Annotated in this window: 20 protein-coding genes; 10 read left to right on the top strand and 10 right to left on the bottom strand. The window is 72.8% G+C overall.

The window, feature by feature from the left end:
* Nucleotides 1-2: 2 nt before the first annotated feature.
* Entirely contained in the window at nucleotides 3-854 is an 852-nt protein-coding gene (locus AC1Z4A_RS08480; RefSeq protein ID WP_483677249.1) for a helix-turn-helix domain-containing protein, read from the bottom strand.
* 339 nt (nucleotides 855-1,193) lie between these two features.
* Here AC1Z4A_RS08480 and AC1Z4A_RS08475 point away from each other — a divergent pair, with 339 nt between their 5' ends.
* The gene (locus AC1Z4A_RS08475) at nucleotides 1,194-1,361 is read left to right on the top strand and encodes a hypothetical protein (RefSeq protein WP_483677248.1); all 168 of its coding nucleotides are present in this window, start codon (nucleotides 1,194-1,196) and stop codon (nucleotides 1,359-1,361) included.
* Nucleotides 1,358-1,708: a hypothetical protein gene (locus tag AC1Z4A_RS08470; protein ID WP_483677247.1), complete on the top strand. Its 351-nt coding sequence runs from the start codon at nucleotides 1,358-1,360 to the stop codon at nucleotides 1,706-1,708. The genes AC1Z4A_RS08475 and AC1Z4A_RS08470 overlap by 4 nt, the downstream gene beginning before the upstream one ends.
* Before the next feature lie 17 nt (nucleotides 1,709-1,725).
* Here AC1Z4A_RS08470 and AC1Z4A_RS08465 read toward each other — a convergent pair whose 3' ends face one another.
* Nucleotides 1,726-2,949 carry an esterase/lipase family protein gene (locus tag AC1Z4A_RS08465; protein ID WP_483677246.1) on the bottom strand — a complete coding sequence of 408 codons (1,224 nt, stop codon included), beginning with the start codon at nucleotides 2,947-2,949 and terminating at the stop codon, nucleotides 1,726-1,728.
* Between the two features lie 167 nt (nucleotides 2,950-3,116).
* Nucleotides 3,117-3,785 (bottom strand): TetR family transcriptional regulator, encoded by a 669-nt coding sequence (locus AC1Z4A_RS08460; protein ID WP_483677245.1) that lies wholly within the window; start codon nucleotides 3,783-3,785, stop codon nucleotides 3,117-3,119.
* A 209-nt stretch (nucleotides 3,786-3,994) separates the two neighbouring features.
* Between AC1Z4A_RS08460 and AC1Z4A_RS08455 the strand changes: the two genes are divergently transcribed.
* The 5 genes from AC1Z4A_RS08455 (at nucleotide 3,995) to AC1Z4A_RS08435 (ending at nucleotide 9,085) form a co-directional block, all read left to right on the top strand.
* Complete coding sequence (locus AC1Z4A_RS08455; RefSeq protein ID WP_483677244.1) at nucleotides 3,995-5,404, top strand: glycosyltransferase family 4 protein; 1,410 nt, start codon at nucleotides 3,995-3,997, stop codon at nucleotides 5,402-5,404.
* A 299-nt stretch (nucleotides 5,405-5,703) separates the two neighbouring features.
* Entirely contained in the window at nucleotides 5,704-6,438 is a 735-nt protein-coding gene (locus AC1Z4A_RS08450) for a class I SAM-dependent methyltransferase (protein WP_483677243.1), read from the top strand.
* Nucleotides 6,435-7,529: a prenyltransferase/squalene oxidase repeat-containing protein gene (locus AC1Z4A_RS08445; protein WP_483677242.1), complete on the top strand. Its 1,095-nt coding sequence runs from the start codon at nucleotides 6,435-6,437 to the stop codon at nucleotides 7,527-7,529. Before AC1Z4A_RS08450 ends, AC1Z4A_RS08445 begins: the two co-directional genes overlap by 4 nt.
* A 132-nt stretch (nucleotides 7,530-7,661) precedes the next feature.
* On the top strand, nucleotides 7,662-8,228 hold the full coding sequence (locus tag AC1Z4A_RS08440) for a hypothetical protein (RefSeq protein ID WP_483677241.1): 567 nt from the start codon (nucleotides 7,662-7,664) through the stop codon (nucleotides 8,226-8,228).
* A 65-nt stretch (nucleotides 8,229-8,293) separates the two neighbouring features.
* Entirely contained in the window at nucleotides 8,294-9,085 is a 792-nt protein-coding gene (locus AC1Z4A_RS08435) for a maleylpyruvate isomerase family mycothiol-dependent enzyme (protein ID WP_483677240.1), read from the top strand.
* Nucleotides 9,086-9,111: 26 nt separating this feature from the next.
* Here AC1Z4A_RS08435 and AC1Z4A_RS08430 read toward each other — a convergent pair whose 3' ends face one another.
* From AC1Z4A_RS08430 to AC1Z4A_RS08405, 6 genes are all read right to left on the bottom strand, one after another.
* Entirely contained in the window at nucleotides 9,112-10,122 is a 1,011-nt protein-coding gene (locus AC1Z4A_RS08430) for an LLM class F420-dependent oxidoreductase (RefSeq protein ID WP_483677239.1), read from the bottom strand.
* A gap of 222 nt (nucleotides 10,123-10,344) precedes the next feature.
* On the bottom strand, nucleotides 10,345-11,226 hold the full coding sequence (locus tag AC1Z4A_RS08425) for a hypothetical protein (protein WP_483677238.1): 882 nt from the start codon (nucleotides 11,224-11,226) through the stop codon (nucleotides 10,345-10,347).
* 175 nt (nucleotides 11,227-11,401) lie between these two features.
* Nucleotides 11,402-12,388, bottom strand: a complete 987-nt coding sequence (locus AC1Z4A_RS08420; RefSeq protein ID WP_483677237.1) for an N-acetylmuramoyl-L-alanine amidase — start codon at nucleotides 12,386-12,388, stop codon at nucleotides 11,402-11,404.
* Between the two features lie 23 nt (nucleotides 12,389-12,411).
* On the bottom strand, nucleotides 12,412-13,056 hold the full coding sequence (locus tag AC1Z4A_RS08415; protein WP_483677236.1) for a class I SAM-dependent methyltransferase: 645 nt from the start codon (nucleotides 13,054-13,056) through the stop codon (nucleotides 12,412-12,414).
* 83 nt (nucleotides 13,057-13,139) lie between these two features.
* Nucleotides 13,140-13,745 carry a response regulator transcription factor gene (locus AC1Z4A_RS08410; RefSeq protein WP_483683537.1) on the bottom strand — a complete coding sequence of 202 codons (606 nt, stop codon included), beginning with the start codon at nucleotides 13,743-13,745 and terminating at the stop codon, nucleotides 13,140-13,142.
* A 5-nt stretch (nucleotides 13,746-13,750) separates the two neighbouring features.
* Nucleotides 13,751-14,905, bottom strand: a complete 1,155-nt coding sequence (locus AC1Z4A_RS08405) for a sensor histidine kinase (RefSeq protein WP_483677235.1) — start codon at nucleotides 14,903-14,905, stop codon at nucleotides 13,751-13,753.
* Nucleotides 14,906-15,166: 261 nt separating this feature from the next.
* On the opposite strand from AC1Z4A_RS08405, the gene AC1Z4A_RS08400 reads away from it, so the two are divergent.
* From AC1Z4A_RS08400 to AC1Z4A_RS08390, 3 genes are read left to right on the top strand one after another with little or no spacing between them, the layout of a single operon-like run.
* Nucleotides 15,167-16,054 (top strand): MaoC family dehydratase, encoded by an 888-nt coding sequence (locus AC1Z4A_RS08400; protein ID WP_483677234.1) that lies wholly within the window; start codon nucleotides 15,167-15,169, stop codon nucleotides 16,052-16,054.
* Between the two features lie 32 nt (nucleotides 16,055-16,086).
* Nucleotides 16,087-17,163, top strand: a complete 1,077-nt coding sequence (locus tag AC1Z4A_RS08395) for a Zn-dependent alcohol dehydrogenase (RefSeq protein ID WP_483677233.1) — start codon at nucleotides 16,087-16,089, stop codon at nucleotides 17,161-17,163.
* Nucleotides 17,160-18,119 (top strand): 3-oxoacyl-ACP reductase, encoded by a 960-nt coding sequence (locus tag AC1Z4A_RS08390; RefSeq protein WP_483677232.1) that lies wholly within the window; start codon nucleotides 17,160-17,162, stop codon nucleotides 18,117-18,119. The genes AC1Z4A_RS08395 and AC1Z4A_RS08390 overlap by 4 nt, the downstream gene beginning before the upstream one ends.
* 299 nt (nucleotides 18,120-18,418) lie before the next feature.
* On the opposite strand, the gene AC1Z4A_RS08385 is transcribed toward AC1Z4A_RS08390, so the two are convergent.
* Nucleotides 18,419-18,580: a hypothetical protein gene (locus AC1Z4A_RS08385; protein WP_483677231.1), complete on the bottom strand. Its 162-nt coding sequence runs from the start codon at nucleotides 18,578-18,580 to the stop codon at nucleotides 18,419-18,421.
* Between the last annotated feature and the right edge of the window lie 43 nt (nucleotides 18,581-18,623).

The following is an 18,623-nucleotide window of genomic DNA, read 5'->3' as shown; positions in this document are numbered from 1 at the left end:
TTCTAGTCCTTCTCCATGACGTGTTTGATGATCTCCCGTGAGTCGTCTACGGGAAGTGCGGCGGCAACGATGCGCTCGAACGCCTTCTCGAAGAGGTCTACGTGTTCGGTACCCTCGACGAACTGCCCACCCACCAGGTTTTCCGTGAGGACGACTGTCGGCCACGGGGCGGGGAACCGGACGACCTCGAACAGGCCGACCATCCCGGGGTTCGGTGGCATGGCCATGGGCAGGAGCTGGATGGTGATGTTCGGCAGCTCGATCATGTCCAGCAGGTGTCGCAACTGATCGCGCATGAGGGCCGGCTGGGAAGCGAATCGCTGGTGCAGCACCGACTCGTGGATGACGGCCCAGAAATTCAAAGGGGGCCTGCCGTCGCGGGCGGTGAGTACGGACTGACGCGCCTTGCGGACTTCGGCGAGGGCGATCACTTCCTCCTGGTGTCGCCAGAAGGTCGAGGAGGCGATGATCTCCCGGGCGTAGCTGCCCGTCTGCAACAGGCCAGGGACCAGTCCCATGGAGCAGACGCGGGTGCTCTCGGCGTCCGATTCCAGTGACAGGTAGTCCTTGATGTGCGCGTCGACCACGCTTCCGTAGGTCGTCCACCAGCCCTTCTTGCCTGCGTCTCTGGCCAACGCCTCGATCGCCATGAGCACATCCGGCGCGTCCACGCCGTAGACGCCGAGAAGCTTGGCGGCCTCGACGGGCCGGATGTGGACCTTGGCGTTCTCGATTCTGGAGAGCTTGCTGTTGTCCCAGCCGATAAGGGAAGCGGCTTGTTCGATGGTGAGACCGGTTTCGGTGCGGAAGCGGCGGAGGGCTTCACCGAGGCGTCGACGACGGAGGGTGGGCACCAGCGGAACTGTCGGCATTCCTTCGTTTCGCCTTCCTGTCGGCTATTGGGTTCCAGTAAGCGCAAGTTGGGTCTCTTGATGGGGCAACCAGGGGCATGCGCGGGATAGTTGGGTCCCGAGGATCTCCATCTGGGTGCAGTGTGTCGTGAAGCGGGTATGCAAGTCGATAGAACACCCTTTCTTTCTTTGGGGATTGGCGCCCCAATATTGCGCGACCCGTGTGCGTGCGGGCATGCTGCATGAGTCGAGGTGATGCGCATCACGCAAGCGCTCGCCCGGCCGTTTCCGTGCGTGGCAACCCGCCGCGCCCACCCGCATCCGCTCATACGGAGCTGCCCCATGCCCTGGTTTCCCGGTACTGCCGTGGCCCCGCTCCCGCCCCTGGAGCGACGGACGCTTCAGCAGCGGCTCAAGGCCCGGCACCAACTCGTCGAGGAACCGACGGAGGTCATCACCTCGGACGAGGACGACAACGACGAGGAGCCGCACGCCGAGGGCGCCTCGTGAGGGGGCTCGTCGGACTGGGCCGCAGCCTCCTGCGCCCGGCCAGGCGCGACACGGTCACCATGACCGTGGACCCCCGCCCCTTCCACGGCCTCCTGGAGGCGCCCCCCGTCCCCCACACCGGCGGCCCGCCCTCCTGGCCGACCAAGGAGGAGTGCGGTGTCTGCGTCCGGCACCGGGCCGCCGTCCGCCGGGCCGAAAACCACGGTTGCCCCGAGCACGCAGCCGCGTACCGCACGGCGTGGGCGCGGCACTGCGCGGAGATCCCCCACAAGGAGACGCCGCGGGCTGCCCGGACACACGACACCGCCCACCCCGCCTCGGCGGGAGGCGGCGTGGGCGGCGGCTGAAGTGAATGCCGGCCGGGTTACGGCAGCCGGTCGAGGATGAAGGTGCACAGCTCCTCGGTGACCAGCGTGTGCTCCTCGTTCTGCGACGCGACCAGGAACTCGTCCAGTTCGCTGTCGTCCGGCGTCAGGTCGTCGATCACGGTGTGCAGCTTGTCGTGGGTGTCGATGTCGCGGACCGCGACGGCGCTGACCGCCGGGACGAAGCAGTGCTCGCGCACCGGGTCCTCGACCCCGAAGCCCAGGATCTTGTTGAGCTGGTCGGCGAGGATGCCGAAGCCTTCCAGCGTGCCGCCGGGCGCGCCGTCGACGTCCGGCAGGCCGACCGCGTGGATCTCCGGCTTGTCCAGGGTGATGACGCGCAGCGTGGCGACCAGGGTGTCGGTCCCGGTGCCCTGGGTGCGCAGGTCGGTGCCGGTGACGGACAGGCCCTTGCCCCGTACGGCGGTCACGCCCGGGTCGATGCCGTTGCCGGTGCCCGAGCCGACGCCGTTGGACACACCGATGAGGCGGGGGATGCTCGGCCAGCCGCCGACCCGCTCCAGCTCGGCGAGGAACTCGGTCCGCTCCTTGTCGATGCCGGGGGAGTCCCGCCACTCCGCGATGTGCCACCGCAGCAGCTGGCGGGAGGCCGGGCTGTTGATCTGGTCCGAGAACCGGGGGTCGAGCTTGCGGATGTAGTGCGCGAACGCCTGGAGCGAGATCGGGATGTACGCGCCCCGGTGCGGGCTGTCGTAGGAGAAGTACAGCTCCGTGTGATGGCGCATCTTCATCGTTTCGAGCTTGGCGAGCGCGTACCGGGTGACCAGGCCGCCCATGCTGAACCCGCCGACGGTGAGCGCGTGGTTCCCCTGCCGCCGTTCGATCGCCTCCTGGATCGCCGCGACGGCGGTTTCGGCGTTGTCCAGAATCGATGCGCTCCGCTCGGTGAACCCGACGAGGACCACGTCCCGGCCGCGCCTGCGCAGTTCGCTGATGAAGCGGTAGCCCCGGAACTCCAGGACGCTCCAGGAGAACTCCGGCGTGCTGGGACCGGTGTTGAACCCGTCCGCCATGATCACCGGCCGGGTGAGACCGTCGTTGCCCTCCCCGTAGTAGACCCAGGCGGTGCCGCCGGGCAGCTCCCATACGTCGTCGGGCGGCGGGGGAAGCTCGGTCGGCGGCTCCTTGGGGCCGGGCGCGAGGACGATGGGCGGGGCGGCGCGCAGGGCTTCGGTGATCTGCTGCTCGGTCGGTTCGCTCATGGTGGTCCCCTCCGATGGCAGTGGCAGTGGGCGTCATCCTGGGTGCGGAGGGCGGCCGTCGGAAGGTGGCCTCGGCGTACGCCCCGCGCGCCGGGCGGCTTTTTGGACAGCGGCTGCACCCGCTGCACCCGCTGCACCCGCTGCACCTGCTACGGGCGCTACCGGGCTCAGCGGGTGGAGCCGTGGGCCGCAGGTGCCACGGGGCCGATCAGCCGGCACACCGTCTCTATGTCCGTCCGCACCTGCGCGATGGACGCCCGCCCCGACAGCCAGGTGATCAGCGCGGAGTGCCAGGTGTGCTCGATGACCCGCACCACCGACAGCTGCTCCGGCGTGGCCGGCCCCGTCAGCCCCATCGCGTCCAGGACGATCGCCGTGGTCAGCCGGGAGACCGTGTCGACCTCGGCGCTCACCGAGCGGTCGGCGAAGGTGAGTGCGCGCACCATCGCCTCGGCCAGGTGCGGCTCGCGCTGCATCGCGCGGAAGGCCCGCATCAGGGTCTGCGCGACCCGGGCCGCGGGGGCCGGGTCGGTGGGCGGGCGCTTGCGCAGAGTCTCGTGCAGGTGCTCCAGCTGGTCCTGCATCGTGGCGACCAGCAGGTGCACCTTCGAGGGGAAGTAGCGGTAGAGCGTGCCCAGCGCGACGCTCGACAGCTCCGCGACCTCGCGCATCTGCACCGCGTCGAAGCCGCCGCGCCCGGCCAGCTGCGTGGTGGCCTGGAGGATCCGGCGGCGCCGGGCCTCCTGACGGGCGGTCAGCGCACCGGGCGGCGGCGTCACGGCGGACGCCACGGGCGCAATGGCCGACTTGGGGGTTGGCGTCGTCTTGTGTCCCATTCCGTGGCAATCCATCCAGCGGTGTCTGTGCGGCCCGGACGGCACAGCATGGCAGGGGTAGGGCCGTGGCGCGAATCACCCGGTGCGGACCTTTCGAGTCCCTGACATCCCGGTAGATTCAAGCTTCTGGACGACCCAGTCTGAAACTTGTTCTAGATTAGCGCGACCCGTTACGCTCCGGCGGAACAGCCAGCGAGAAGGAGGCCGGAGTGACCGCTGAGGCCACGGAGGCATCGCTCACGCGAGACCCGCGAAACACGCGAGACCGCAGCCTCCTGGACGGCGGCGACGCCGGCACCGACCGCCCGCTGCGCATCGCCCTCCTCACCTACAAGGGCAACCCCTTCTGCGGCGGCCAGGGCGTCTACGTACGCCACCTCTCCCGCGAACTCGCCCGGCTCGGCCACAGCGTCGAGGTCATCGGAGCCCAGCCCTACCCCGTCCTGGACGAGGGCGTCACCCTCACCGAGCTGCCCAGCCTCGACCTCTACCGCCAGCCCGACCCCTTCCGCACCCCGGCCCGCGACGAGTACCGCGACTGGATCGACGCGCTGGAGGTCGGCACGATGTGGGGCGGCGGCTTCCCGGAGCCGCTCACCTTCTCGCTGCGCGCCCGCCGCCACCTGGCCGCCCGGCGCGGCCGGTTCGACGTCATCCACGACAACCAGACCCTGGGCTACGGCCTGCTCGGCGGCCCCGCCGTGCTCGGCGCCCCGCTGGTCACCACCATCCACCACCCCATCACGGTGGACCGGCAGCTGGAGCTGGACGCCGCCCAGGACTGGAAGCGCCGCGCCTCCGTGCGCCGCTGGTACGGCTTCACCCGCATGCAGAAGCGCGTCGCGCGCCGCCTGCCGTCCGTGCTGACCGTCTCCGGCTCCTCCCGGCAGGAGATCGTCGACCACCTCGGGGTGCGCCGCGACCGCGTCCACGTCGTGCACATCGGCGCCGACACCGAGCTGTTCTCGCCCGATCCGGCCGTCGCCGAGATCCCCGGCCGGATCGTCACCACCTCCAGCGCCGACGTCCCGCTCAAGGGTCTGGTGCACCTGGTGGAGGCGCTGGCCGCGGTCCGGCGCGAGCACCCCGGCGCCCACCTCGTCGTGGTCGGCAAGCGCGCCGAGAACGGGCCGGTGGCCACGGCGATCAGACGCCACGGGCTCGAGGACGCCGTCGAGTTCGTCAAGGGCATCAGCGACGCGGAACTGGTCGACCTGGTGCGCTCGGCGCAGGTCGCGTGCGTTCCCTCGCTCTACGAGGGCTTCTCCCTGCCGGCCGCGGAGGCCATGGCCACGGGCACCCCGCTGGTGGCCACGACCGGGGGCGCGATCCCCGAGGTCGCCGGCCCCGACGGCGAGACCTGCCTGGCGGTCCCGCCCGGGGACGCCGGGGCGCTGGCCGCCGCGCTCTCCCGCCTCCTCGGCGACGCGGACCTGCGGGGCCGCCTGGGGGCGGCGGGGCGGGAGCGGGTACTGGCCAAGTTCACCTGGCGGCAGGCGGCGATCGGGACGGTGGAGCGCTATCGGCGGGCGATTGCGGTGGCCGCGGTGGCCTCCGGCCGGGGCCTGGGGCCGGGGCCGGGCCGGTTCGGCACCGCCGGGCTGCGCCGCAGTGGCTGAGCGCCGTGGCGGCGGGGGTTGGTTCCCCAGCCCCGCCCCTTCCCGAAACCGGGGGCAAAGCCCCCAGACCCCCGGGGGGAACGGGGCGAAGCCCCAGTTCCGGCCCCGGCGGGGGTCCGGGGCGAAGCCCCGGTTCCTTCCCCCCACCCCCGGGGTCCGGGGCGGAGCCCCGGTTTCGGGAAGGGGCGGGATCGGGGAATCCCACCCCGCCGCCACGGCGCCCAGCCTCCACCGCCTTCCCCGGCGGTGCCGAACGACCTGTAGCGACCTGTAGTCCTCCCCGACACGAAAGCAAAAACGTGCTGACCGTCGATTTCTCCCGCTTCCCGCTCGCCCCCGGCGACCGCGTCCTCGACCTCGGGTGCGGCGCCGGCCGGCACGCCTTCGAGTGCTACCGCCGCGGAGCCCACGTCGTCGCGCTGGACCGCAACGCCGAGGAGATCCGCGAGGTCGCCAAGTGGTTCGGCGCCATGAAGGAGGCCGGCGAGGCCCCCGCGGGCGCCACCGCCACCGCCATGGAGGGCGACGCCCTCGCGCTGCCCTTCCCCGACGAGAGCTTCGACGTCGTCATCATCTCCGAGGTCATGGAGCACATCCCGGACGACAAGGGCGTCCTCGCCGAGATGGTCCGCGTCCTCAAGCCCGGCGGCCGCATAGCCGTCACCGTGCCGCGCTACGGCCCGGAGAAGGTCTGCTGGGCGCTCAGCGACGCCTACCACGAGGTCGAGGGCGGCCACATCCGCATCTACAAGGCCGACGAGCTGCTGCGCAGGATGGAGGAGGCCGGCCTCAAGCCGTACGGCACCCACCACGCCCACGGCCTGCACAGCCCGTACTGGTGGCTGAAGTGCGCGTTCGGCGTGGACAACGACAAGGTGCTGCCCGTACGGGCGTACCACAAGCTGCTGGTCTGGGACATCATGAAGAAGCCCCGCGCCACCCGCGTGGCCGAGCAGCTCCTCAACCCCGTCATCGGCAAGAGCTTCGTGGCGTACGCGACCAAGCCGCACCTCCCCGCGGGCGCCGCCAAGTGACCACCTTCAGCCGGGGCCCCGGCCGCACCGAGCGCCTCGTCCTGCCCGGCGTGCTCACCGCCGAGCAGGCCGCCCGGACCGTCGCCGGGATCGCCGACGCCCAGCGCCCGGACGGCGCCATACCGTGGTTCCGCGGGCACCACCTCGACCCCTGGGACCACGTCGAGGCCGCCATGGCCCTCGACGCCGCGGGCGAGCGCGGGCGCGCCGAGGCCGCCTACCGCTGGCTCGCCGAGCACCAGAACCCCGACGGCTCCTGGTACGCCGCGTACGCCGACGGGCAGGCCGGTGAGCCCACCGACCGGTCCCGCGAGACCAACTTCGTCGCGTACGTCGCCGTGGGCGTCTGGCACCACTACCTCTCCACCGGCGACGACGCCTTCCTCGACCGCATGTGGCCGACGGTCTTCGCCGCCGTCGAGTTCGTCCTGCGGTTCCAGCAGCCGGGCGGCCAGATCGGCTGGAAGTGCGAGGAGGACGGCACCGCACGCACCGAGGCGCTGCTCACCGGCTGCTCCTCGATCCACCAGGCGCTGCGCTGCGCGCTCGCCATCGCGGAGCACCGCGAGGAGCCGCAGCCGGACTGGGAGCTGGCGGCGGGCCTGCTGGCGCACGCCATAGGCCGGCACCCGGAGCGGTTCCTGGACAAGGGCCGCTACTCCATGGACTGGTACTACCCCGTGCTCGGCGGCGCGCTCACCGGCCCGGCGGCCAAGGAGCGCATCGAGGCGCGCTGGGACGACTTCGTGGTGCCGGGCCTGGGCGTGCGCTGCGTGGTGCCGAACCCCTGGGTGACCGGCGGCGAGAGCTGCGAACTGGCGCTCGCGCTCTGGGCGATGGGCGAGTCCGACCGTGCGGTGGCCATCCTCCAGTGGATCCAGCACCTGCGTGCCGACAACGGCATGTACTGGACCGGGTACGTCTTCGCCGACGACGCCGTGTGGCCCGAGGAGCAGACGACCTGGACGGCCGGTTCGCTGCTGCTGGCCGTGGCCGCGCTGGGCGGCGACGAGGCGACCACGGCCGTCTTCGGCGGCGAGCGCCTGCCCAGGGGGCTGGAACCGGACTGCGGCGACTGCAGCGACGGCTGAGACCCGGAGGCTCCGGCGGCCGTTCCGGCGCACGCTCCGACGGGCCGCTCCGGACGGACCAACCCGGTGGCGGCGCCCCGCGGCGTGGGCGACCCTGGGAGGGACCGCACCGAGCGCCCGCCGGAGGTACCCGTGTCCCAGCGAGCCCGCGCCCGCGTCCGCCGCGCCGCCGTCGCCCTGCCGCTGGCCGGCTGCCTGCTGCTCACCGGGACGGCCTGCGGGGGCGGCGAGAAGAAGAAGGAGAAGGCGGCGGCCGGCGAGGAGCCCACGGCCACCAGCTCCGCGGAGCGGCAGAAGTTCGCCAAGACCCGCTTCGTCGCCAACGCGGGTCTCGCGGCGGGCGCGACCTACCAGTGGATTATCAAGCCCTTCCGGAGCGGCGCCTTCAAGAAGGGCGCCGACGGCCGTACGGTCGCGCTGGTCAAGGCGGGCCTCGCGGGCACCTTCGCGTACAACCGCCTCAAGGCCGCGATCACCAACGCCAAGGGCGACCCCACGCTGTCGAAGGCGCTGGCCCCGCTGGGCGCCGGAATCGACTCGCTCAAGGGCCTGGGCAGCAAGATCCGCAAGGGTGATGCACAGGAGAGCGACTTCAACGCCTTCGACAAGGTCGTCGGCGACGTCAAGGACGCCGGGAAGAGCGCGGGCGCGCCCGTGACGGACAAGGTGCCCTCGTACTCCGAGATCCAGAACGGCTGAACGGGCGCAACTGAACGGCCGCAACGGCACTGGGCGTTGTCAGTGGTGGCGCCTACTGTTCCGTCATGACCCTTTTCACTCATGAACGTTACTGCGACGAGATCGTCGCCCAGGCCGACCTGCTGTGTGCCGCCGTGCGCGGCGCCGACCCGACCGCCCCCGTGCCCTCCTGCCCCGACTGGACCCTCGCCGATCTCGTGCTGCACACCGGAAGGGCGCACCGGGCCGCCGAGACGGTCGTGCGCACGGGAGCCAAGGAGTTCGTGATGCCCGACGTCTCGCCGGAGGCGGGCGGCCCGGACCCGGCCGACGCGGGCGCGCTCGCCGACTGGCTGGCCGAGGGGGCCCGGACGGTGGCGCGGACCCTGCGGGAGGCCGGTGCCGAGACGGTGGCGTGGACGTGGGCGGGGGAGCAGCCGGTCGCGTTCTGGTCCCGCCGCATGACGCACGAGACGGTCGTGCACCGGGCGGACGCGCTGCTGGCCGTCGGCGGCGAATTCACCGTCGGGCCCGACGTCGCCGCCGACTGCCTCGACGAGTGGCTGGACATCCTCCGGCTGCTCCAGGACATGAACTTCCGGCCGGAGTACAAGGAGCTGCAGGGCGAGGGGCGCACGCTGCACTTGCACTCCACGGACACCGAGCCCGCGCTGAACGCGGAGTGGTTCCTCGACTCCACGGAGGAGAAGCTCACCTGGCGCCGTGCCCACGAGAAGGCGGCCGTCGCCGTCCGCGGCCCGGTCGCGGACCTGCTGCTCCTCTTCTACCGCCGGCTGTCGCTGGCGGAGGCCGGCCGGGTCGAGGTGATCGGCGACCGCGAGCTGCTCGAGTTCTGGCTGGAGCGGGTCAAGTTCTGACCCAGTTCTGACCCATCGGACAAGCTCTAGGAGTTGAGTTCGGCGAGTACGCGGAGCGTCGTGCCGTCCTGCGTGTTCACCAGCAGGTCGGTGACGGGCCCCGCGCGCCAGGACTCGAGCCGCTCGGCGATGCGCTCGCGCGGGCCGACCAGGGAGATCTCGTCCGCGAAGGCGTCCGGCACGGCCGCCACTGCCTCGTCCCGGCGGCCGGCCAGGAACAGTCGCTGGATCCGGCGCGCTTCCTCGCCGTACCCCATGCGTGCCATGAGGTCGGCGTGGAAGTTGCGGGAGGCGTGGCCCATGCCGCCGATGTAGAAGGCGAGCATGGCCTTCACCGGGCGCAGCCCCTCGGCGACGTCCGCGCAGACGCGTGCCCGGGCCATGGGGGCCACCATGAACCCCTCGGGGGTCCCGGCGAGCGGGGCGGTGTAGAGGTCCGCGCGGGCCGGTGACCAGTACAGCGGCAGCCAGCCGTCGGCGATGCGCGTGGTGAGGGCGATGTTGCGGGGGCCCTCGGCGCCCAGCAGCACGGGCAGGCCGGGGCGGAGGGGGTGGGTGACGGACCGCAGCGGCTTGCCCAGGCCGGTGCCGCCGGGCCCGGTCCAGGGGAGGGAGTGGTAGCGCCCGTCGAGCGCCACGGGGGCCTCCCGCCGGAGCACCTGCCGGACGACGTCGACGTACTCGCGGGTGGCGGTCAGCGGGCTGTCCGGGAACGGCCGCCCGTACCAGCCCTCGACGACCTGCGGTCCCGACAGGCCGAGCCCGAGCAGCACCCGGCCGCCGGAGAGGTGGTCGAGGGTGAGCGCGTGCATGGCGGTCGCGGCGGGGGTGCGGGCAGCCATCTGGGCCACGGCCGTGCCCAGCCGGATCCGGCGGGTGTGGGCGGCGATCCAGGTCAGCGGGGTGAAGGCGTCCGAGCCCCAGGACTCGGCGGTCCAGACGGAGTGGTAGCCGAGCCGCTCCGCCTCCCGGGCGAGGCGGAGGTGCCGGGGGTCGGGGTGGCGGCCCCAGTAGCCGAGCGCGAGACCGAGCCGCATGCGAGCCTCCTCGGGTCAGCCGACGGTAGCTGACGTAGCTGACGGTACGTCAGCTCGATCGGGTGGGGGAGGACTCTAGGCCCGCACAGGGTCGGGGGCAAGCCCGGTACGGGCCGCACGGTGTGCGGCGGCAAGCCCGGCGCGGGCCGGGCCGCCCCGGACACGCCGACGGCCCCGCCGGGAGAACCCGGCGGGGCCGTGCGGAGCGGGGCGGGCGGGGCGTCAGCCGCGCTGGATGCCCGAGGTGTCCTGCAGGACGCCGCGGCGGCCGTCCTGGGTCTGCGCGATCAGCGCCGGACCGCGCTGGTCCACGGCCAGGTACCAGGTGCCGGGCGTCAGCTCGGCGATCTGCGCCGGGGAGCCGTCCTCCGCGAACAGCGGACGGTTCACCGGAACCGCGAACCAGAACGGCGCGAACTCGCCGCCGCCCGCGGCGGCGGGCTGTGCGGCGGCCGGCTGCGGGGCCGCGGCCTCCGGGCCCGGCTGCGGCTGGACCTGCGTCGGGCCGACCGGCTGCACGCCGCCGAAGGACGCCTGCTGCGGCTGGCCGCCGTAGGGGGCGCCGGGCTGCACGCCGCCCGGACCGGGGTAGCCGTAGCCCTGGTTCGGGGCGGGGGCGCCGTAGGGGGCCGGGGCGGCAGGGCCCGGAGCGGGCAGCAGCGGGGCCTTCAGGGCCGGGACGCGCTGGGTGAGCAGCGCTCCCGCGGCCATGGCCAGGGTGGCGATCAGGGCCAGGATGCGGCCGATGCCGACGCCGATCTTGTCGTTGTCCGCCAGCTGCCCGCCGAACATCGTCCACAGCGTGGTCCAGGCGGCGAAGACCGCGAGCGCCGTGCCCCACTGGTCGAGGCTCAGGCCGAGCATGTTGCGGCCCTGCGGCTGGAAGCGCGCGGCGACGATCAGCGCTGCGGCGACCAGACCGGCGAGGACGATCGAGCCCAGCGCGGGGAAGACCTTCGAGTCCCACAGGTTGGGGACGTCGAGCTTCTCGCAGATCGGACCGCTGCAGTCGACCGAGTAGTAGTCGAGGAACGAGGCGATGAACAGCAACACCGCTGCTCCGCTCACCACGCCGTCGCCTCGAGTGAGGGAGCGGAGGTTCACCTAAAATCCTTTGCTCAGTTTGTGTCGCTGTCGTCGCTGTCGCCGGTATCGAAATGCCGAGGGCGCGAAGGCGCGGGGGTGGCGGCCACCCATCGTACGGGGAACCTATCGTCCGGATGTCCGGGGCGTCCTCTTCGTATCACCGTCGTGACACGCCCGTGGCCTGCCGTTACGTCTACCTGCGCAAGAAGTCCGTGATGCCGTCCGCAATGCCCTGTGCGGCCTTCTCGCGCCACGCCCCGTCGGTGAGCAGCGCGGCGTCCTGCGGATCGCGCATGTTGCCGCACTCGATGAAGACCTTCGGAACGGTCGAGAGGTTGAGGCCGCCGAGGTCGCCCCGGGTGTCGAGCCCGGTACCGCCGCCGATGTAGTTGGAGGGTGCGCTGCCCGTCACCCGCACGAAGTTCCCCGCGATGCGCGCCCCCAGCTCCTTGGACGGCCCCACGATGGCGGAGGTGTCCGCCCGCCCGGCGTGCACCTGTGCGGGCAGGATCACATGGAAGCCCCGGTCGCCGACGCCGGCCCCGTCCGCGTGGATCGACACCGCGGCGTCGCCGTGCGCCTTGTTCCCGATGTCGGCGCGCTCGGTCACGCACGGTCCCCAGGGCCGGTCGCCGTCGTGGGTCAAGACGACCTTGGCGCCACGGGATTGGAGGACCATCCGGAGCCGGTGGGCGACGTCGAGGCTGAAGGTGGCCTCGGCGTAGCCGGAGTTGGTGGAGGTGCCGGTGGTGTCGCACTCCTTGTGGCCGTTGCCGATGTCGACCTGGCGGTCGATCTCGGCGGTGTGCTCGCTGTTGTGGATGTTGTGACCGGGGTCGATGACGACGGTCCTGCCCTTGAGCGGCCCGTCGGCGGTGGGCCCGTCCTCGTGCGGGGCGGCCGAAGAGGCCGAACCGGAGGGATCGGATCCGCTTGCGCTCGGCGACCCTGAGGACTCCGAGGGCTCCGACGGCTGCGGCCGCGGCTGGGGCGGCTGCGCGGCCGCCGCGGAATGGCCGGCGGCGGGGTGCCGGTCGTCGCCACCGCTCAGGTCCGGTCCGCCGTCCGGCCCGCCGCAGCCCGTCAGCGCACCGGCGGCCAGGCACAGCAAGGCCACCCCGGCGGCCAGGCGCCGGGGCGCGCGGACGAAGCTGCCGTGGGTCACGCTGCCGTTGAACACGCGGGCGATGCTAGCGCTGCCGCTCAGCAGCCGGGGCCCGTACGCCGGAGTACGCGGAGCGAGTGCGTCACCGAGATTTCGGTGAACGCCCCGGACTCCAGCGCCCGGCGGTACACGCGGTACGGGGCCTGGCCGCCGTCCGCGGGGTCGGGGAAGACGTCGTGGACGACGAGCAGCCCGTCCGGCGCCACCCGGGGCGCCCAGCCCTCGTAGTCGGCGGTGGCGTGCTCGTCGGTGTGCCCGCCGTCGATGAACACCAGCCCCAGGGGCGTCTGCCAGACCTTCGCCACCTGGGGCGAGCGGCCGACGACGGCGATGACGTGCTCCTCCAGCCCGGCCCGGTAGAGCGTGCGCCGAAACGTGGGCAGGGTGTCCATTCGCCCGATGCCGGGCGCGTCGTCGACCACGGACGGGTCGTGGTACTCCCAGCCCGGCTGCTGCTCCTCGCTGCCGCGGTGGTGGTCGACGGTCACCGCCACGGTCCCCGCGTCGCGCGCCGCGGCGGCCAGCAGGATCGTGGACCGCCCGCAGTACGTGCCCACTTCGAGCAGCGGCAGGCCCAGTCGGCCCGCCTCCTCGGCCGCCGCGTACAGGGCGAGCCCCTCGTCGACGGGCATGAACCCCTTCGCGGCCTCGAAGGCGGCGAGTATCTCCGGCTTGGGCGCCATGCTGTCCCTGTCCTCCTGTTGCCCGCGTGCGTGGTGTCGGGTGCGATGCGTGCGGGGTGCGACGACGTGTTCGGGGTGCGACGTTACAGCCAGCCGTTCTGCCGCGCCGCGCGGACCGCCTCCATGCGGTTGCGGGTCTGCGTCTTGCCGATGGCCGCGGAGAGGTAGTTGCGGACCGTCGCGGGGGACAGGTGCACCTTCGCCGCGATGTCGGCGACCGTGGCGCCGTCCACCGCCGCGGCCAGCACGTCGCGCTCGCGCTGGGTGAGCGGATTGGGCCCGGCGCTCAGCGCGGCGGCCGCGAGGGCCGGGTCGATGACCCGCTCGCCCGCCAGCACCCGGCGGATGGCCGCCGCCAGCTCCTCCACCGGCCCGTCCTTGACCAGGAAGCCGGAGGCCCCCGCCTCCATGGCCCGCCGCAGATAGCCGGGCCGGCCGAAGGTGGTGAGTATCAGCACCCGGCACTCCGGCAGCCGCGCCCGCAGGTCCGCGGCGGCGTCGAGGCCGCTGCGGCCGGGGAGTTCGATGTCCAGCAGGGCGATGTCCGGCCGGACCTCCAGGGCCTTGGGCAGGATCTCGTCGCCGTCCGACACCTGGGCGACGATCTCGATGTCCTCCTCCAGGCCCAGCAGCAGCGCCAGCGCGCCGCGCATCATGCCCTGGTCCTCCGCCAGCAGTACCTTGATCACGCCGGTCACGCGGCCCGCTCCTCGTCCATGTCGTCCACCGGAAGTTCCGCCACGAGCCGGAAGCCGCGCCGCCCGTCGGGACCCGCCGCCAGGGAGCCGCCCGCGGCGGCCAGCCGCTCGGTCAGCCCCTTGAGACCGTTGCCGCCCGTGCCCGGAGCACCGGCGTCCGAGCCTACGCCGCGCCCGTCGTCGCCGATCTCCAGATGAACGCGGTCCGGCAGCCCCCGCACCTCGATCGCACACCGCTCCGCACCGCTGTGCCGTACGACGTTGGTGACCCCTTCCCGCACCACCCAGCCCAGCAGGGCCGCCGTCTGAGGCGGCAGCGGCGGGCCCGACTGGCGGATGTCCACGGCTATCCCGGACGCCTCCAGGACCGAGCGGGCGCGGTCGAGTTCGGTGACGAGGCTGCCCTCGCGGTAGCCGGTGACGGCCTCGCGGATCTCGGTGAGCGCCTGGCGGCCCACCGCCTCGATGTCCGCGGCCTGGCCCAGCGCCGCCTCGATGTTGCGCGGCGCCAGGCGGCGCACCGCCTCGGACTTGACCACGATGACGGAGAGCGTGTGCCCCAGCAGGTCGTGCAGGTCGCGGGAGAAGCGCAGGCGCTCCCGCTCGACGGCGGCGTGGGCCAGCTCCTCGCGCGTGGCGCGGAGTTGGGCGACCGTCTCGGAGAGATTGAGGATGGAGGCCGCGACCAGCCCGGACAGCGAGGTGCCCCAGGCGATGGCCAGGACGTTCTCCGTGCCGCTCTGGACGGTGAGGATGATGCCCACCGTCGTGCCGAACAGGCCCATCGCGGCCCCGAGCCAGCGGTGCCTGTCCCGCAGGACGACCCCGGCCGAGAGCGAGAGCAGCGGGAAGCACAGCAGCCAGTCGTCGCCGTACCCGATGGCCAGCGCGTAGGTGACCGCGGTCAGCAGGCCCAGGGAGACGAGCGGGGTGCGGGCGGTGCGGCGGTGCACGTCGAGCCCGGTGCAGACCGTGACGACGTAGAGCACGACGACCGTCACCAGCGCGGGAACGGCCAGCCACGGCAGCGCGACCCGGCCCCGGCAGAGGTCGACCACATCCCCGGTGAGGATGAAGAGCGCGGGCATGAACGTGCGCCAGTCCGGCCGTTTCGGCCCCCGCGGCTGCGTGCTGTCGTGCGTGTCCTGCATGGCTCGAAACCCTACGGAATGCGCGCATGAGCACGTCAGGGGCGAATGTCGTCCCGTACCCGTGACATTTGTCTTCACACGCCATCCGCCGTCGGCTATACATGACCGGTTGGCCCTAGAACGAGTTCTAGTCATGCTGTCCGGGCCGCCGCGCCGCCCGCCACCGCCGTCGTCACACCGCCGTACCTGCCATACGCGCCACACCCGTCACGCCCCATCACGCCCCGTCACACCGTCACCGGCGTAAGGAGTGCCCCCTTCATGCCCATCGACCCCGTCAAGGCCACCGCGGCGAAGCCGCGCATCGCTCCGCTCGCCTGGGACCAGAAGGACATCCTGCTCTACCACCTCGGCGTCGGCGCCGGTTCCTCGCCCGACCGGCGGCACCCCGCCACCGACCCCGACGAGCTGCGCTACACCCTGGAGAGCCGGCTGCACGTCCTGCCGAGCTTCGCGACCGTGGCGGGCGGCGGCATGGGCGAGGACGGAGGCATCTCCGCACCCGGCCTCGACGTCGACCTCGCCGCCGTGCTGCACGGCGGGCAGTCCGTCACCCTGCACCGGCCCATCCCCCTGCGCTCCTTGGCCGGCACCACCCGGACCCGCCGGGTCGAGGCCGTGTACGACAAGGGGAAGGCCGCCCTCATCGTGCTCCGGGCCGACGTTGTGGACGGCGACGGCCCGCTCTGGACCAGCGTCAGCGAGATCTTCGTCAAGGGGGAGGGCGGCTTCGGCGGCGAGCGCGGCACCGGCAGCCGTCTCGAAACCCCGGACACCGACCCCGATCTGACGGTCGACCGGCCCGTCCGCCCCGACCAGGCCCTCCTCTACCGCCTCTCCGGCGACTGGAACCCCCTGCACGCCGACCCCGAGTTCGCCAAGCTCGCCGGCTACGACAAGCCGATCCTGCACGGCCTGTGCTCGTACGGGATCGTGCTCAAGGCCGTCGTCGACACCGTGCTCGGCGGCGAGGTCGCCCGCGTCCGCTCGTACCGCACCCGCTTCGCCGGGGTCCTCTACCCCGGCGAGACGCTGCGCGTGCGGATGTGGCGGGACACCCCCGCCCCCGGCCGCGTCCAGGTCATGGCGACGGCCGTGGAGCGCGGGGACGCGGCGGTGCTCACGGACACGGTCGTCGAACACTCCTGACGGGCACTTACGCCGTACGAAGGGAGCACAGCATGCGCGCCGCCGTACAGCACGAGACAGGGCAGGACAAACTCGACGTCCTCGACGACGTCGAGCCCGCGGGCTTCGGCCCGGGCAAGGTCAGAATCCGCCTCCGGGCCGCCGGGCTGTGCCACTCGGACCTCTCCGCGATGTCCGGCGTGCTGCCGCAGCCCGCCCCCTTCGTCCCCGGGCACGAGGGCGCGGGCGACGTCGTGGAGGTCGGCGAGGGCGTCACGGGCGTCAAGCCGGGCGACCGCGTCCTGATCTGCTGGCTCCCCGCCTGCGGCAGCTGCCCGTCCTGCCGGCGCGGCCAGACCCAGCTGTGCCTGGCCGGCTTCGCCAACAGCGGCACCCCCAACTTCCGCCGCCACACCACCGACGTCTTCGGCTTCGCCGGCACCGGCACCTTCGCGGAGGAGCTGGTCACGGGAGCCGAGTGCGCCGTGCCCATCCCCGACGACGTGCCGTACGAGATCGCCGCCCTGCTCGGCTGCGGCGTCACCACCGGTCTGGGCGCGGCGCTCAACACCGCGTGCGTGGCGCCCGGCTCCTCGGTGGCCGTCATCGGCTGCGGCGGCGTCGGCATCTGCGCGCTGCAGGGCGCGCGGGTCGCGGGCGCCGCGCAGCTCCTGGCCGTCGACCCCGTCGAGTCCCGCCGCGAGGCGGCCCTGCGCTTCGGCGCGACCGAGGCCGTCGCCCCCGAGGGCCTGGCCGACGCCAAGTCCCGCATCACCGGCGGCGAGGGCTTCGACTACGTCTTCGAGGTCGTCGGCAAGTCCGCCACCGCACGGACCGCGTACGAGGCCACACGGCGCGGCGGCACGCTGTGCGTCGTGGGGGCGGGCGCGATGGACGACCACCTGCACCTCAACATGTTCGAGCTGTTCTTCGACGAGAAGCGGATCCTGCCCTCGCTCTACGGCGGCGGCGACGTACGGCGCTCGTACGGGCGCGCCGTCGCGCTGTGGCGGGCGGGCCGCATCGACCTGGAGGGGCTGATCACCCACCGGGTGCCGCTGAGCCGGATCAACGACGCCATCGACCAGATGCGGACGGGCGAGGCGCTGCGCACCTGGATCACGCTGTGACGGGCGGGCTGCTGGCGGGCCGGACAGCAGTCGTCACGGGCGCGGGGCGGGGGCTGGGCCGCGCCGAGGCCCTGGAACTCGCCCGCCAGGGCGCCCGGGTCGTCGTCAACGACTACGGCCGCGCCGGCCGCGACGGCTCCGGCGAGGCGTCCGCCGCCCCGGCCGGGTCGGTCGTGGCGGAGATCCGCGCGGCGGGCGGGGAGGCCGTGGCCCACACGGGCGACGTGTCCGACTTCGACGAGGCCCGCGGGCTGGTGGAGCTGGCCGTGAAGACGTACGGCTCGCTGGACGTGCTGGTCAACAACGCGGGCATCCTGCGCGACCGGATGGTCTTCTCGATGACCGAGGACGAGTGGGACTCGGTGGTCCGGGTGCATCTGAAGGGGCACTTCAACACGATTCGGTTCGCGGCCGCGTACTGGCGGGAACGCGCGAAGTCCGGGGGCCCCGGCTTTTCCGGCTCCTCCGGCTACGGCCGGATCGTCAACACTTCCTCGGAGGCGTTCCTGGCCGGCTCGGCCGGGCAGCCGAACTATGCGGCGGCCAAGGGCGGGATCGTCGGCCTGACGACGTCGACGGCGGAGGCGCTGCGGAAGTACGGCGTGACGGTGAACGCGATCTGCCCGCGGGCGCGGACGCGGATGACGGAGGACGTCTTCGCGCGTGTCGACGCGGCGGGCCCGGACGGCCTGGACCCCCTGTCCCCGGAGCACGTCGCCCCCCTGGTGGCCTATCTGGCCTCGCCGCGGGCGGCGCGGATCAGCGGCCAGGTGTTCGTGGTGCACGGGGGGATGGTGGCGGTGCTGGAACGCCCGAGGATCGCGGCGAAGTTCGATGCGCGGGGGGCGGCGTTCGGGGTGGGGGAGCTGGATGGGTTGCTGACGCCGTACTACGAGGGACGGCCGGAGGGGGAGACGTTCGGGGCGGTGGAGGTACTGGGGCTGCGACGGGGGTAGCGCCTGCGGCGGGCCTTACCCCACCCCGCCCCTTCCCGTAACCGGGGGCGGGGGGCAAATCCAGCCCGTCCGGCGTTTGAGGCTGCGCTCGATTTGCGGCTCCGCCGCGCGGCGCGCGCAGCGCGGTCCGGGGTCTGGGGCGAAGCCCCCCACGCGGCGGAGCCGCAAATCGATACAGCCGGGAAGGGGCGGGGTGGGGAAAGGCGCCGCAGGCACCCGCACAGCAAACCGCCCGGCCAGGCCCGTACGAGTACGGACCCGACCGGGCGGCAGCCGGAAGTGCAGAGGACCTGCGAGGGCTAGTTCGCCTCGCCCGGGCGGCGGTGCTTGCCTTGGGCGGGGGCGCGGTTCTCGTCCGAGGCGGACGCCGGACCGCGGTGCTTGCCGGAGCCGGCGGCTGCGGCCTGGGCGGACGCCTCTACGCGGCGCGCCTCGGTCGTGTCGGTTCGGGCATCGGGCATGGGGAAAGTCACTCCGTCGGATTGGGGTGCGTGCGCATCGGGG

It is taken from the genome of Streptomyces sp. 17_S59 (genome assembly GCF_056930295.1).
The sequence above is the reverse complement of the archived record's forward strand: the minus strand, read 5'-3'. Positions and strand labels throughout refer to the sequence as shown.